Genomic DNA, 13,852 nt, shown 5'->3' on the forward strand with positions numbered 1-13,852 from the left:
TGTGCCCTCGGGCACGCCGAGGTGGGCGGGCGCGGGATCATGGGCGTACAGCCGACTCGCCGCCGCGATCCGGGCTCGGAACGGGCGGCGACGGCCGGTTGCGGTCCCGCACAGCAGGGTGGCCCGGAGTCGGGATCCATTCTGTCCCCATGTCTTGACGCGCCCCCTGGGGGCTGGCTTGATGGAGCAGTGGGAGCGCTCCCAGTCTCGCGGATGCCCGTTTCCCACCCCCACCCCCCCACACACGGAAGGCTCCCCCGTGCCTCCTGTCACCTCGCGCCGCGGCGGGCCGCGGCGCGTCGCCGCCTTACTGACCGGTCTCGCCCTGGCCGCGGGCGGTATGGCCTCGACCGCGTTCACGGCGAGCCCCGCCCACGCGGCCGCGCCGGTCGCCGCGGCCACCGACTTCCCCGTCCGGGTCAACCAGCTCGGCTACCTGCCCGACGGCCCCAAGCGGGCCACCGTGGTCAGCTCCGCGACCGCCCCGCTCGCCTGGCAGCTGCGCGACGCCTCCGGCGCGCAGGTCGCCTCGGGCACCACCGTCCCGTACGGCGCCGACCAGGCGTCCGGCCAGTCCACCCACCTGGTGGACTTCGGCGCCTACACCGGCACCGGAACCGGTTTCACCCTGGTCGTCGGCGGCCAGGCCAGCCACCCGTTCGCCATCTCGGCAGCGCTGTACGACGGCCTCCGCTCCGACAGCATGTCGTTCTTTTACCAGCAGCGCAGCGGCATCGCGATCGACGCCGCCCTGGCGGGCAGCGCCTACGCCCGCCCGGCCGGCCACCTGGGCGTCGCGCCGAACAAGGGCGACACGAACGTGCCCTGCCAGGCAGGGGTCTGCGACTACACCCTGGACGTCCGCGGCGGCTGGTACGACGCCGGCGACCAGGGCAAGTACGTGGTCAACGGCGGCATCGCGACCTGGGAACTGGTCAACTCCTTCGAGCGGGCCCGCCGTTCGGGCGGGGACGCGGCGCTCGGCGACTCGACGCTGCGGATACCGGAGCGCGGCAACGGCGTGCCGGACGTGCTGGACGAGGCCCGCTGGGAGCTGGAGTTCCTGATGCGGATGCAGGTCCCGGCCGACAAGCCGATGGCCGGAATGGCCTTCCACAAGGTGCACGACGCCCACTGGACCGCCCTCCCGACCCGCCCCGAACTCGACCCCGAGCAACGCGAGTTGCACAAGCTCTCGACCGCGGCAACCCTGAACCTGGCCGCCACCGGCGCCCAGTGCGCCCGGGTGTACGCCCCGTACGACGCCGCCTTCGCGTCCCGCTGCCTGGACGCGGCGCGCCGTGCCTGGGCGGCGGCCAAGGCCAATCCGGCCGTGTTCGCCCCGGCGACCGACAGCACCGGCGGCGGCGCGTACGAGGACGCCGACGTCTCCGACGAGTTCTACTGGGCGGCGGCCGAACTCCTCGCCACCACCGGCGAGTCGCAGTACCGGGACGCCGTGACCTCCTCCCCGCACCACACCGAGCCCGTCGACGCGTTCTGGTGGGGCGGCACCGCGACGCTCGGGCGGATCACCCTCGCCACCGTCCCCGGCGTGGCCCTTCCCGCCGACGACATCGCCCGGCTGCGCGGCCTGCTGACCTCCGCGGCCGACGGCTACCTCACCACCATGGCGGGCCAGGGCTACGCCGTGCCGATCCCCGCCGACGGCTACGTGTGGGGCTCCAACAGCTCGGTCCTCAACAATGCGATGACGATCGCCGTCGCGTACGAGCTGACCGGTCAGCAGCGCTACCGCACGGGAGCGCTGGAGTCCCTGGACTACCTGCTGGGCCGCAACGCCCTGGACCACTCGTACGTCACCGGCTACGGCCCGCGCGCCTCCGAGAACCAGCACCACCGGTTCTGGGCGCACCAGAACGACCCCTCGCTGCCGCACCCGCCGGCGGGTTCCCTGGCGGGCGGGCCGGACAAGGGCCTGGAGGACCCGGTGGCGAAGGCCCAACTGCAGGGCTGCGCACCGGCGGCGTGCTACGTGGACGACATCGGCTCGTACTCGACCAACGAGGTGGCGATCAACTGGAACGCCTCCCTGGCGTGGCTCGCGGCCTTCGCCGCCGAGCGGCGGTCGGGGCCGGTGGCGCCCGCGGTCCAGGTGACGCCGACGTCGGTCGCCGTCCCCAAGGGCGGGTCCGCGAAGGTGGCGGTGCGGCTGTCGGCGGCGCCCGCCCGGGACGTCACGGTGACGGTGGCACGTGTCTCGGGAGACGCGAACCTGTCGGCGGCCACCTCGGCGCTGGTGTTCACCCCGTCCGACTGGGCGACGCCGCGGGACGTCACGCTGTCGGCCACGAAGGACGCGGACAAGGCGGCGGGCGGCGCGGTGTTCTCGGTCGGCGGCCCGGGCGTGCAGGCGGCGACCTTCTCGGCGACCGTGGCGGACGACGTCCCGGTGCCGCCCACGGGGTCCTGCTCGGTGGCGTACAAGGTCGACAGCACCTGGAGCAACGGGTTCACGGCGACGGTGACCGTCACGAACACCGGCACCTCCACCGTCCCCGGCTGGACCCTCGGCTGGAGCTTCGCCGGTGACCAGCGGATCTCGAACGCGTGGAACGCGACGGTGGCCCAGTCGGGCAGCGCCGTCACCGCCCGGGACTCCGGCTGGAACGGCACGCTGCCGCCCGGAGCGAGTGCGAGCTTCGGCTTCCAGGCGACGTACTCCACCGCCAACCCCGCCCCGGCCCGCTTCACCCTGAACGGCGCCGCCTGCGCCTGAGCCACGGCCCCTTGGTGCGGGCGGTCGGCCGAGGCCGGCGCGGCGGCCTGCATCGAGGCGCTTGAGGGTGAGCCTGAGCCAGGCGATGTGGGCGGCGGTGGCGGCGAAGCCGCCTTCGTGGGCCCGGAGTTGGACCCGCCCGGGCGGGGTCCAACTCCGGGAGCGGTCAGCCGGAGGTTCCGGCGGTGGCCTGGCAGGTGGCGCAGGTGCCGGTGAGTTCGACGGTGTGCTGCACGTCCGCGAAGCCGGACGTCTCGGCGACGCGCTCGGCCCAGGCTTCGACGGTGGTGGAGTCGACCGGCTGGCTCAGGCCGCACCGGCGGCAGATCAGGTAGTGCCGGTGGTCGGCGCCGGGCCGGTAGCGGAAGAGCTTCTCGCCGTTGGTGTCGCGTACGACGTCGGCGCGGCCGACGGCGGCGAGCGCGGTCAGCGTGCGGTAGACGGTGCTCAGGCCCACCCGGGAGCCGGTGGCGAGCAGGCCGGCGTGCAGGAGCTGGGTGCTGACGAAGTCCTCGCACCCGGCCAGGGCCCTCAGCACTTCGGTGCGCTGGGGGGTCAGCCGGCCGATCGACTCCGGCAGGTCGGCGGGTTGCGCCCTGCCGCGGCTGCGGTCGGCAGCGCGGCGGAAGGCTGTGGTCAGCGTGCTCGTCTCGGCCTCGGTCACGGTGTGCCCCCGGATGTCATGGCGCGGCTCAGGCGGGCACCGGCCTGGCGGCGCGGGCCGGACGGACGAGGAAGGTGGCCGCGTAGACGGCGCTGGCGACGGCCATGATGGCGAAGCTCGGCGGCAGCTTCGGCGCGGCGGCGACCGCCGCTTCCTCGCCCTGTGCTGCGCCTACGGCGCCTACCTGCTCGCCTACAACCAGCTCTACCTCGCCCTGCCCGAGGAGGTGCAGCGGGTGACGGGCTCCCAGGCAGCCCTGTCCTGGCTGTTCACCCTCTCCTCCCTCCTGGTCGTCCTCGCGCAGCTCCCGGTCACCCGCTGGGCCGGTGATCGGCTCGACCTGCGCCGCTCCATGAGCGCCGGTCTGCTGCTGGTCGCCGCCGGATTCGCGGTCGTCGCCGCCGCACGCCCCGCCGGCTGGACGGGCATCGCGGGGCTGCTGCCCGCCGCCGGGTACGTCGTCCTGCTCACCCTCGGCCAGATGCTGATCGTCCCGGCCGCCCGCGCCTGGATCACCGACCCCGCCGAGGACGGACGGCTCGGCCTCTACACCGGCGCCCTGTCCTCCGTCTCCGGCCTGATCGTCCTCGTGGGCAGCTCGGCCACCGGCTTCCTGCTGGACCTGGGCCTGCCGGCCGCCCTCCCCTGGCTGGTCCTCGCCGCCGTACCCGCCCTGGCGTCGGCGCTGCTGCCGCAGCGCCCGGAACAGTCCGAGAGCGCCGCAGGCGGCTGAAGGCCGAACAGCCCGACTGCGGCCTCGCGTCAGGCGGAGCGGGCGGCGAGGAGGGTAAGGAGGTCCGCGGTCGTGGTGTTCTGCCCCAGGCGCGGGAAGATGCGGGTGACGCTGTGCTCGTGGGCGGTCGCATCGAAGCTGGTCATCGCGTCGGTCACGAGCACGACGTTGTAGCCGAGTTCGTAGGCCGTGCGGGCCGTGGTCTCCACGCCGATCTGGGTGTTGATACCGGTGAGAACGACCTGCGTGACGCCCCGCTCCTGGAGTTGGGCGTGCAGGGTGGAGTTGGTGAAGGCGCCCCAGTTGGTCTTGGTCACCCGCAGATCGCTCGGCCGGGGGTCGAGCTCGGGCAGGAGCTCGACCCAGTCCTGCCCTGCACCGTCGTCGTCCTCGTCGTCGTCGCCGTAGTCGAAGTCGGTGCGCCCCGGGGCTCCCCCGGCGACGTTGACGAGCACGACGGGCAGGCCGAGGGAGCGGAAGGACTCGGCCAGGGCGACGGCGTTCGCGACGACGCCCTCCACCGGGTGAGCCTTGGGCCCGTCGACGATCCCCTTCTGCAGATCGATCACGACGAGTGCCGGCAGTGCGTCAAGGAGGCTGGGTTCCATGGCCGCCACCTTGCCACATCCTCCGGCCGCACGGCCGCCTCGCCTGCCGGAGCGGGCTGTTCGTAGGGTACTGCCCATGGAACGGATCATCAGCTTCACGCACCTGCGCAACATCCGCGACCTGGGCGGTCTGGTCACCACGGACGGGCGGGCGATACGCTCCGGGCTCGTCTACCGGTCCGACAGCCTCCACAAACTGGCGGGCCCGCACGCGGCCGAGGACCGGGAACGCTACGCGAAGCTCGGCGTGCGAACCGTGATCGACTTGCGGCACGGCTGGGAGATCGACCAGCAGGGCCGGACGCCCCACGACACCGCACCCACCTGGCACCACCTGAGCATCGAGCACCGCTCCTACGACCAGTACCACCAGTCGTTCGAGGACGTCGCACGGTTCTTCGCGGACCGCTACGTCGAGACCGCGGAGGACGGACGGGAGGAGATCCGCACCGTCCTCGAACTCGTGGCGGACCCGCAGTCAGCACCCGTGCTGTACCACTGCAAGGGCGGCAAGGACCGGACCGGGATCATCACCGCCCTGATCCTCAGCCTGCTCGGCGTCCCCGAGGACGACATCGTCGCGGACTACGCCTTGACGGAGGCCGTTCGCCCCCTCCTGCTCGCCGAGTGGGAGGCATCGGGCGCGAAGCCGCTGCCGCCGGGGACCGGCGCGTTCCGCGCCCCCGCCCGGGCCATGGAACTGTTCCTGGCCGAGCTCACGCAGAAGCACGGCTCGGTCTCCGGCTACGTCGCCTCCACCGGCGCCGACCCCGACGACCTGGCGCGGCGGCTGCGTGCCCTCTACCTCGACAACGCGTTCGTCGGCCGCGAACGCTGACTGGGCATGGGATGTCTGCGGGCTGCCACGCTTCGGTGCCGGTTCCTCAATCCGGCCTGTGGCAGCACCTGTTGAGCCGCTCCGTGGGCCCCTTCCCGACGCTGTGACGCATGTGTCTGGGTTCTGGACATGGGATGTTCGCGCGCGGGTGGACGTGCTATCTCTAGGGGAGCCCGTACCGGCGAACGCGTCGGACGGGAGTGCTTGTTAACGCTCACACGACCTTGCAGTCCAGGACCACCCCCCTGAACGAGGACGAAATGACTGAGGCGAACCTCGTCGTGCTGACGGCCGGTGAAGCGGCCCTCGCGCTCGACGTCACCGGACCCGAGCCGCCCCGGGTGCTGCACTGGGGCGCCGACCCCGGCTTCGGCGCCGGTGACGCCGCGCAGGTGCTCGACGCCATGGGCCGGACCTCGCGCCACCAGGGCGGGAGCCTGATGCCCTCCCAGGGGCGGGGCTGGGGCTGGTTCGGCCGCCCGACGCTGGCCGGGCACCGCGACGGGCGCGTCCGCCCCTTGCGGTTCGAACTCGCCGAACCCGTCGCCGTCCGCGGCGCCCGGGACGGCCGGGGCGGCACCGTCCACGCGCGGGCCCTGGACCCCGGCGCGGGGCTCGCGCTGGACACCGAGCTGCAGATGACGGAGCAGGGCGTGGTGCGGATGCGGCACACCCTGACCAACACGGCGCCGCAGACCTACACCGTGGAGGCGCTGGCCTGCGTGCTGCCGGTGCCCGCCCACGCCGCGGAACTGCTGGACTTCACCGGCCGCTGGGCCCGTGAGCGCTCACCGCAGCGCGCCCCGCTGCGGCACGGCGTCTGGTCGAGGGAGAACCGCCGCGGCCGCACCGGCTTCGACGCCGGACTGCTGCTCACCGGCACCGAGGGCTTCGGCTTCCGGCACGGCGAGGTCTGGGGCGTGCACCCCGCCTGGAGCGGCAACCACGTCCAGTACGCGGAGCGGCTGGCCGACGGGACGACGGTCCTCGGCGCCGGCGAACTGCTGGACGCCGGTGAAATCCGGCTGGCGGAAGGCGAGTTCCACCGGACCCCGTGGGTGTACTTCGCGACCTCCGGCACGGGCCTGGACGGGATCAGCCGGGGCTTCCACGCCATGCTCCGCGCCCGGCCGCAGCACCCGGCCACCGCCCGGCCCGTCACCCTGAACATCTGGGAGGCGGTCTACTTCGACCACGACCCCGAGCGGCTGCACGCCTTCGCGCGGACCGCGGCGGAGGTCGGCGTGGAACGGTTCGTCGTGGACGACGGCTGGTTCCGTCACCGCCGCCACGACCGGGCCGGCCTCGGCGACTGGTACGTCGACGAGAAGGTGTGGCCCGACGGCCTGCGCCCGCTCGCCGACCACGTCCACGGGCTCGGCATGCAGTTCGGCCTCTGGTTCGAACCCGAGATGGTCAACCCCGACTCCGACCTGGCCCGCGCCCACCCCGACTGGTTCCTCGCCGACCCCGAGCGCCTCCCGTACGAGCAACGCAGCCAGCACGTGCTGGACGTCGCGCACCCCGACGCCCACGCCTACCTGCTGGAGCGGATCAGCACCCTCGTCGGCGAGGTGGGCATCGACTGCATCAAGTGGGACCACAACCGCGACCTCGCCGACGCCGTCCACGACGGCCGCCCCGGCGTGCACGCCCAGACGACGGCGGTCTACCCGCTCCTGGACGAACTGCGCGGCCGCCACCCCGGGCTGGAGATCGAGTCCTGCTCCTCCGGCGGGGCCCGCGCCGACCTCGGCATCCTCGAACGCACGGACCGGATCTGGGGCTCGGACAACATCGACCCGATCGAACGCCAGGCCATCCAGCGCTGGACCGGCCTGCTCCTGCCCTACGAGCTGATCGGCTCCCACGTCGGCTCCTCCCCCGCCCACATCAGCCACCGCGACACGACGCTCGCCTTCCGCTGCGCCACCGCCCTGTTCGGGCACGCCGGCATCGAGTCCGACATCTCCGGCTGGCCGCAGGAGGACCTGGCGGCGCTGGCCGCGTGGATCGACGCCTACAAGAAGCTGCGGCCGCTGCTCCACGGCGGCGACGTCGTGCGCACCGACCACCCCGACCCCGCCGCCTGGGTCCACGGCGTCGTCTCGCGGGACCGGGCCCACGCCCTCTTCGCGTACGTCCAGCTGGAGACCTCCGCCGCCGAGAACGGCGCGCCCGTACGCCTCCCGGGGCTGGAGCCCGGCACGCGCTACACCCTGCGGGTGCGCCCCGAGTTCTCCTCCCCCGAGCCCACCTGGCCCGCCTGGGCCCGGCGGACGGCCCCGCTCACCCTGACCGGCCGGTACCTCGCCCAGGTCGGCCTGGCCGCCCCGGGCCTGGCCAACCGCCCCGGCCACGCTCTCGTGGTCGAGGCGCTGGCGGTGGCACCCGCGCCGCAGGAGTGACCCCGGTCCGGCCCGGCCGCGGGGCCCCACGGCCGGGCCGGACCGATGTGCCACGGTACGGCGGGCAATGGTTCGATGGGGTCCCCCACCGCCGTCTGCGAGGAGCAAGACCCTGAGCACGTCGTTCGCCGAGGCGCTGGCGCACGGCGCGTTCGCCGGTCTGCTCGGACGCGGCCACCGCGAGCGCGACCCCGGTGACCGGGTGGGGCGGCTGGCCGACGACTCCGCGCAGCGGCTCCTCGACGCGGCGGCGCAGCGGCTCGGACGGCCCTGCACCCGAGTGGAGCGCACCGGCCGCACCGGGCACGAGGTCGTCGCGGCGGCGGAGGGGGCCGAGCTGCTCGTGCCGGCCCGCGACGGTGACCGCACCCGGCTCGGGCCGCACAGCCTCGGCCCCGCCACCCGCTTCGTCGTCGACCACGCCCCCTGCCCGGTGCTGCTGGTCTGGCCGGAGCCCGCGCCGGGCACCGACACCATCCCTGCCCCGTGACGTGACCTCTCGGCGGGTCAGTGGCCGACGTCCGGCTGCGGATAGCTGAGCCGGTGGCGGCCGCCCGCCGCCAGGTGCAGCCGCAGACGCCGTGCGGAGCCCGGCGCCGCGACCAGGTTGCCCTGCTCGTCGGTCACGACCGGCCGGCCCTCGCGCTCGGGCAGGTGCAGGTCGACCTCGGTGTCCCGGGCGGCGTGCAGTTCCGCTCCGGTCAGCAGGCCCTGGCGCCAGCTCAGGCCGACCGTGAGCCCGCCCCGGGCGCGCAGGCCGCGGACGTCGCCGTCCGGCCAGGACGGCGGCAGGGCGGGCAGCAGCCGCAGGATGCCGTTGTGGCTCTGGAGCAGCGACTCGGCGATGGCGGCGGTGATGCCGAAGTTGCCGTCGATCTGGAAGAGCTGCGGCGGGTGCAGGTCGAAGAGGTTGGGCGCGATCGAGGTGGCGAGCAGGCGCTCGACGGCGCTGCCGGCGAGGGCGCCGTCGCCGAGGCGGGCGGCGAGCGCGGCGACCCAGGCGAGGCTCCAGCCGGTGCCGCCCCCGCCGTGCCGGAGGCGGCGGTCCAGGGCGAGGCGGGCCGCGTCCAGCAGGGTGTCGTCGCCGAGCGGGTCGACGGCGCTGCCCGGGTAGAGGCCGTAGAGGTGGGAGAGGTGGCGGTGGCCGGGGTCCTCCTCGGGGAGGTCGTCCCGCCATTCCAGGAGGCGGCCGTCGGCGGCGAGCCCGGGGCGGCGCAGCCGGGCGCGGACGCGGGCCAGTTCCTCGGCGAGTTCGTGGTCGACGCCCAGCTCGCGGGCGGCCGTGACGGTGTTGTCGAGGAGTTCCGCCGCGAGCCAGTGGTCCATGGTGCTGCCCGCGTCGACGGCGGTCAGGGTGCCGTCGGCGAGCCGGAAGTGGTGCTCGGGGGAGGTGGAGGGGCAGGTGAGCAGTGTGCCGTCGGCGTCCTCGACCAGGAGGTGGGTGAGGAAGCGGGCGGCCTCGCGCATCACCGGGTAGGCGCGGTCGGCGAGGAAGGCGCGGTCGCCGTGGAAGAGGTGGTGGTCCCACAGGTGGGCGGCCAGCCACGGGCCCGCCATGGGCCAGTGGGCCCAGACCGGGTCCCCCAGGACGGGGTTGGTGGCGCGCCAGAGGTCGACGTTGTGGTGGCAGCACCAGCCCGGGGCGTCGTAGTAGGCGCGGGCGGTGGAGCGGCCGGCTTCGGCGAGGTCGGTGACGAGGTCGAACAGCGGCTCGTGGCATTCGGCCAGGCCGGTGGTCTCGGCGGGCCAGTAGTTCATCTGGAGGTTGATGTTGGACGTCCAGTTGCTGCTCCACGGCGGGGTGATGTCGTTGTTCCAGATGCCCTGGAGGTTGGCGGGCTGGGTGCCGGGGCGGGAGGAGGCGATCAGCAGGTAGCGGCCGTAGGCGAAGAGCAGGGCGGCGAGCCCCGCGTCCGGGTGGTCCTTGTCGGCGGCGGCGAGGCGCTCGTTGGTCGGGAGTTCGGCCGCCGCTGCGGACGCCGGGTCGTGGAGCCGGAGGCCGGCTGCCCCGAAGAGCCGCCCGTGGTCGGCGGTGTGGGCGTCGCGCAGCTGGTCGTACCCCTGTCCCCCGGCCTCGTCCAGCTGGCGGCGGGCCTCGGCGAGTGCCGTCCCGGGGCCGTCCGGCCGGCGCTGCCAGCCGCGGTACCCGGTGCCGACGGCGACGAGCAGCACCGCCTCGTCGGCGCCGGTGACCTCGATCCCACCGTCGGTGGCGGTGAGGCTCCCGCCCACCGTGCGCACCTGGACGACGGCCGCGAAGCCGGTGCCCTCGTCCTCGCGGTGCGCCGTCTCCCCGCCGGCCCAGCTCACGACGCTCACGGGGCCCGCCCGTGCACCGACACGGTGGCGGTGCGGGGTTCGGCCGACGGGGCCGCGGCCAGGTGGGGCGTGGCGAGGTCCGCGCGGAAGGTGAGGGCTCCGGGGGTGTCCGCGCCGAGGCGCAGGACCAGCACGCCGGCGGGGGCGGAGACGAAGCTCTCCCGCCGGTGGCGCACCCCGCCCGCCGTGTACGACACCGTGTGCACGGCCCGGTCGAGGTCCAGGGCGCGGCGGTAGTCGGCGGCCTCGTCCTCGCCGTGGGAGGGGAAGGTGAGCCGGAGGGTGGCCAGCGGCTGGTACGCCTCCGTCTGGGGGCCGCCGAAGTGGGCGGCGGCGATCGCGTGGGCGGCGGCGTGGTCGCGCTCGCGCAGTACCGCCTCCCGCAGGGCGGGCAGGTGGGTGGCGGCGCCCGCCCGGTCGCGGGGGCCGGGCCCGCCGGACCACAGGGTGTCCGCGTTGAGCTCGATCCGCTCGGTGTGCACGCCCCCGTACGTCATGGCGCCGAGGCGGCCGTTGCCGAGCGGCAGCGCCTCCAGGAAGCCTTCGGCGGGGCGGCGGTACCAGAGCGGGTCGGTGGGGATCCGGTGGGTGTGCACGTCAGAACTCCTCGGTCGCGGGGGGCCGCTCGTGGTTGAGTCGGCCGGAGACGAAGCTGTCGACGATCAGGGGCGCCGTCCCGAAGCCGGCCTCGGCCACGCCCTCCGCCAGGGCGGTCAGCCCTGCCGCCGCGGCGGCCGCCCCGGCGTCCAGCTCGACGCGGACGGTGTCGCCGAGGTCGCGCACCCGCAGCTGCTCGGAGTGCACACCCGCCCCGTCGAGTGCCCGGCGCACGGCCTTCTCGGCACGGTCGACCCGGGCCAGCCGGTGGCCGGTGACGGGGATGCCGTAGCGGATGCGGCTGGCCAGGCAGGGCGTGGCAGGTTTGTCCCAGGTCGGCAGGGACCAGAGCCGGCTGACGGCCCGGGCGTCCGCCTTGGTCAGGCCCGCGTCGGCCAGCGGGGTGCGGATGCCGCGCTCGCGGCCGGCCCGGATGCCGGGCCGGAACGGGTCGGCCGTGTCGTCCGCGTTGGTCCCGGTGGCGACGAGGTCGAACCCGTGCGCGCGGGCGACGGCCGTGACGGTGTCGAGGACCTCGGACTTGCAGAAGTAGCAGCGGTCCGCGCCGTTGGCGCGGTAGCCGGGGCGGTTCAGTTCCTCGGTGCGGGGAGCCAGGTGCGCCACGCCGAGGTCCTCGGCCAGGGCCCGGGCTGCCGCGAGTTCGCCCGAGGGGAGGCTCTCCGAGACGGCCGTCACGGCGAGCACGCCGTCCCGTCCCAGGGCGCGCACGCCGGCCGCGAGCACCAGCGCGGAGTCCGCGCCGCCGGAGTAGGCCACGGCGAAGGGGCCGGCCGCCCGGACGGCCGAGAGCAGTGCGGCGGCCTTCTCCCCCGTGTGGTCCTCGCCAGGTCGGCGTCGCTGAGGTGGGAGGTGTGCACGACCACGCGGCAGGAGGACTGGATCCGGGCCTGCACCTGCACCTGCCACTGGTCGGGCACGGTCCGCGATCTGGCGGCGATCTCGGCGAGCAGGGCGCGCGGGAAGGGGGCGGAGGCCAGCACCTCGCGGTAGGAGCCGTGGTCGGGGAAGCCGTCGCGGCACTCGGCCGCGCAGACGATGAGCCCGCCGGGCCGGACCACCGTGTGCGCGGCCGACATGCCCTTGACGCACTGGTAGAGGTTCTGGTCGAGCGGGTGGCCCGCGTTGGTGGTGACGACCACGTCGAAGAGGCGGTCGACCGGGCGCATCGCGATCCGGCGGGCGGCGGCGGTGGCCGCGGCGTGCATGGGCAGCAGGTCGCCGCCGAAGGCCTCCACGATGCGGTGGTCGCGGTTGAGGACGACGTCGAGCGCGAAGTCGACTCCGGTGCCCGCCGCGATGGCCCGCACGTCGTCGTGCACCGGGTTGCCGTGGATGCTGCCCCAGGTCGCGCGGGGGTCCGCGATCCGCTTGGCGTCGTGCAGGACGAGCACCGTCTGCAGCCCGGCCAGGCCGGGGGCGACGAGTTTGGGACCGCCGGAGAACCCGGCGAAGAAGTGCGGTTCGACGAAGCCGGTGGTGATCCGGACGTCCGCCTCCACCCATGCGCGGTTGAGCCACACCGGGACGTCGTCGCCCCAGCGGCCCATCCAGGTCAGCCGGGTGTCGTCGCGGGCGTCGTGGTTGACGATCCGGATCCGGTCGACCACCTCGTCGCCGAACATCCGCCGCAGTTCGTCCGGGTCGTTGCCGCGGTGGGTGCCGGTGGCCACCAGGATCACCACGTCCTCCGGCCGGACGATCCCGTCGAGTTCGGCCAGGACGGCCGGGATCATCAGGTGGCGCGGCTGGGGCCGGGTGCCGTCGCAGGCGGAGACGGCCACCGTCTGCCCGGGCCTGACGCGCTCGCGCAGCGGCGGGCCCGCGACCGGCCGGCGCAGCGCCTCGCGCAGCGCGGCGCTCTCGTCGGCGGCGCCGGGGTGGTGCAGCGGCTCGACGACGGTGGTGACGGCCGGGTCGACGTCGAGGTCGAGCCCGGTCTCCCCGTAGGCGAGGCGGACCTTCATGGCGGCTCCTCCCGGGGGCTCTGCGGGGCGGGTTCGGACAGCCCGTAGGCCCGGGCGGCCGTGCCGCCGAAGACCTGGGCGCGCTCCTGCGGGTCGAGTCCTGCCGTCAACTCCTCGGCGGCGCCGACCACTTCCTCGTAGGAGGCGGCCAGCAGGCAGACCGGCCAGTCGGAGCCGAACATCGTGCGCCCGGGCCCGAAGGCGTCCAGGGCGGTGTCGGCGTACGGGCGCAGCTCGGCGACGCTCCAGGCGTCCCGGCGGGCTTCGGTCACCAGGCCGGAGAGCTTGCAGAAGACGTTGGGCTCGGCGGCCAGTTCGCGCAGCAGGGCGGCCCAGGGGTCGAGCCCGCCGCGCGCGATCGGCGGCTTGGCGAGGTGGTCGAGGACGAACCGCTGGTCCGGCAGGGCGCGTGCGGTCTCGACGGCGGCGGGGAGTTGGTGGGGCAGGACGAGCAGGTCGTAGCACAGGCCGGCCGCGCCGACCGCGCGCAGGCCGCGTCGGACGTCGGGGCGGGCGAGCCAGGCCGGGTCGGCCTCGCCCTGGACGAGGTGCCGCGCGCCCACGAGGTGACCGCCGCCCGGGCCGTGCCGCAGGTCGGCCAGGGTGTCGGCGACGCCGGGCGCGGTGAGGTCCACCCAGCCGACCACGCCGGCGATCATCGGCTCGGCGGCGGCCAGGGCCAGGAACTCCCGGGTCTCGGCCGGGTCGGGCAGGACCTGCACCAGCACGGTGCGGTCGACGCCCGCCGCGCGGGCGCGGGGGGTGAGGTCGGCCGTGGTGAAGTCGCGCCGCAGGGGCGCCGTCTCCGGTCCGTCCAGCCAGTCCTGGGGGCGCCTGCCCAACTCCCACACGTGGTGGTGCGCGTCGACTCTCACGGGCGGTCGCTCCTCGGTCGGTGGTCGTCGGTGGGCGCCGGCGCCCCACGGAGCCGGGCGAACCACACCCGTTCCTGACCGCCGG

General features: G+C 74.7%; 11 protein-coding genes and 1 pseudogene. 5 read left to right on the forward strand and 7 right to left on the reverse strand.

Annotated elements, in window-relative coordinates; translation table 11 throughout:
- Positions 1-259 precede the first annotated feature (259 nt).
- On the forward strand, positions 260-2,740 hold the full coding sequence (locus KV557_RS36275; RefSeq protein WP_218205857.1) for a glycoside hydrolase family 9 protein: 2,481 nt from the start codon (positions 260-262) through the stop codon (positions 2,738-2,740).
- A gap of 166 nt (positions 2,741-2,906) precedes the next feature.
- Here KV557_RS36275 and KV557_RS36280 read toward each other — a convergent pair whose 3' ends face one another.
- Entirely contained in the window at positions 2,907-3,404 is a 498-nt protein-coding gene (locus tag KV557_RS36280) for a Fur family transcriptional regulator (protein ID WP_308130244.1), read from the reverse strand.
- A 118-nt stretch (positions 3,405-3,522) separates the two neighbouring features.
- Here KV557_RS36280 and KV557_RS36285 point away from each other — a divergent pair.
- A pseudogene (locus KV557_RS36285) lies at positions 3,523-4,137 on the forward strand (MFS transporter); the annotation flags it as partial.
- Between the two features lie 29 nt (positions 4,138-4,166).
- On the opposite strand, the gene KV557_RS36290 reads toward KV557_RS36285, so the two are convergent.
- A complete protein-coding gene (locus KV557_RS36290; protein WP_218205858.1) occupies positions 4,167-4,745 on the reverse strand; it encodes an isochorismatase family cysteine hydrolase in 579 nt (192 codons plus the stop codon).
- 76 nt (positions 4,746-4,821) lie between these two features.
- Between KV557_RS36290 and KV557_RS36295 the strand changes: the two genes are divergently transcribed.
- The 3 genes from KV557_RS36295 (at position 4,822) to KV557_RS36305 (ending at position 8,481) form a co-directional block, all read left to right on the forward strand.
- The gene (locus KV557_RS36295; protein ID WP_218205859.1) at positions 4,822-5,583 is read left to right on the forward strand and encodes a tyrosine-protein phosphatase; all 762 of its coding nucleotides are present in this window, start codon (positions 4,822-4,824) and stop codon (positions 5,581-5,583) included.
- Positions 5,584-5,843: 260 nt separating this feature from the next.
- Positions 5,844-7,991 (forward strand): alpha-galactosidase, encoded by a 2,148-nt coding sequence (locus tag KV557_RS36300; RefSeq protein WP_218205860.1) that lies wholly within the window; start codon positions 5,844-5,846, stop codon positions 7,989-7,991.
- A gap of 67 nt (positions 7,992-8,058) precedes the next feature.
- The gene (locus KV557_RS36305; protein ID WP_218205861.1) at positions 8,059-8,481 is read left to right on the forward strand and encodes a universal stress protein; all 423 of its coding nucleotides are present in this window, start codon (positions 8,059-8,061) and stop codon (positions 8,479-8,481) included.
- 17 nt (positions 8,482-8,498) lie between these two features.
- On the opposite strand, the gene KV557_RS36310 is transcribed toward KV557_RS36305, so the two are convergent.
- Genes KV557_RS36310 through KV557_RS36325 form a run of 5 tightly spaced genes read right to left on the reverse strand, consistent with a single transcriptional unit; the run spans position 8,499 to position 13,767 of the window.
- Positions 8,499-10,310 carry a glycosyl hydrolase family 95 catalytic domain-containing protein gene (locus tag KV557_RS36310; protein ID WP_218205862.1) on the reverse strand — a complete coding sequence of 604 codons (1,812 nt, stop codon included), beginning with the start codon at positions 10,308-10,310 and terminating at the stop codon, positions 8,499-8,501.
- Positions 10,307-10,906 (reverse strand): glycoside hydrolase family 95 protein, encoded by a 600-nt coding sequence (locus KV557_RS36315; protein ID WP_218205863.1) that lies wholly within the window; start codon positions 10,904-10,906, stop codon positions 10,307-10,309. The genes KV557_RS36310 and KV557_RS36315 overlap by 4 nt, the downstream gene beginning before the upstream one ends.
- Position 10,907: 1 nt before the next feature.
- Complete coding sequence (gene larE / locus KV557_RS43520; protein WP_308130245.1) at positions 10,908-11,684, reverse strand: ATP-dependent sacrificial sulfur transferase LarE; 777 nt, start codon at positions 11,682-11,684, stop codon at positions 10,908-10,910.
- A complete protein-coding gene (gene larA / locus KV557_RS36320) occupies positions 11,600-12,892 on the reverse strand; it encodes a nickel-dependent lactate racemase (protein ID WP_256178468.1) in 1,293 nt (430 codons plus the stop codon). The genes larE and larA overlap by 85 nt, the downstream gene beginning before the upstream one ends.
- Complete coding sequence (locus tag KV557_RS36325; RefSeq protein ID WP_218205864.1) at positions 12,889-13,767, reverse strand: amidohydrolase family protein; 879 nt, start codon at positions 13,765-13,767, stop codon at positions 12,889-12,891. Before KV557_RS36325 ends, larA begins: the two co-directional genes overlap by 4 nt.
- Between the last annotated feature and the right edge of the window lie 85 nt (positions 13,768-13,852).

It is taken from the genome of Kitasatospora aureofaciens, assembly GCF_019192735.1.
In the GTDB taxonomy this organism is placed as follows: domain Bacteria; phylum Actinomycetota; class Actinomycetes; order Streptomycetales; family Streptomycetaceae; genus Kitasatospora; species Kitasatospora aureofaciens_A.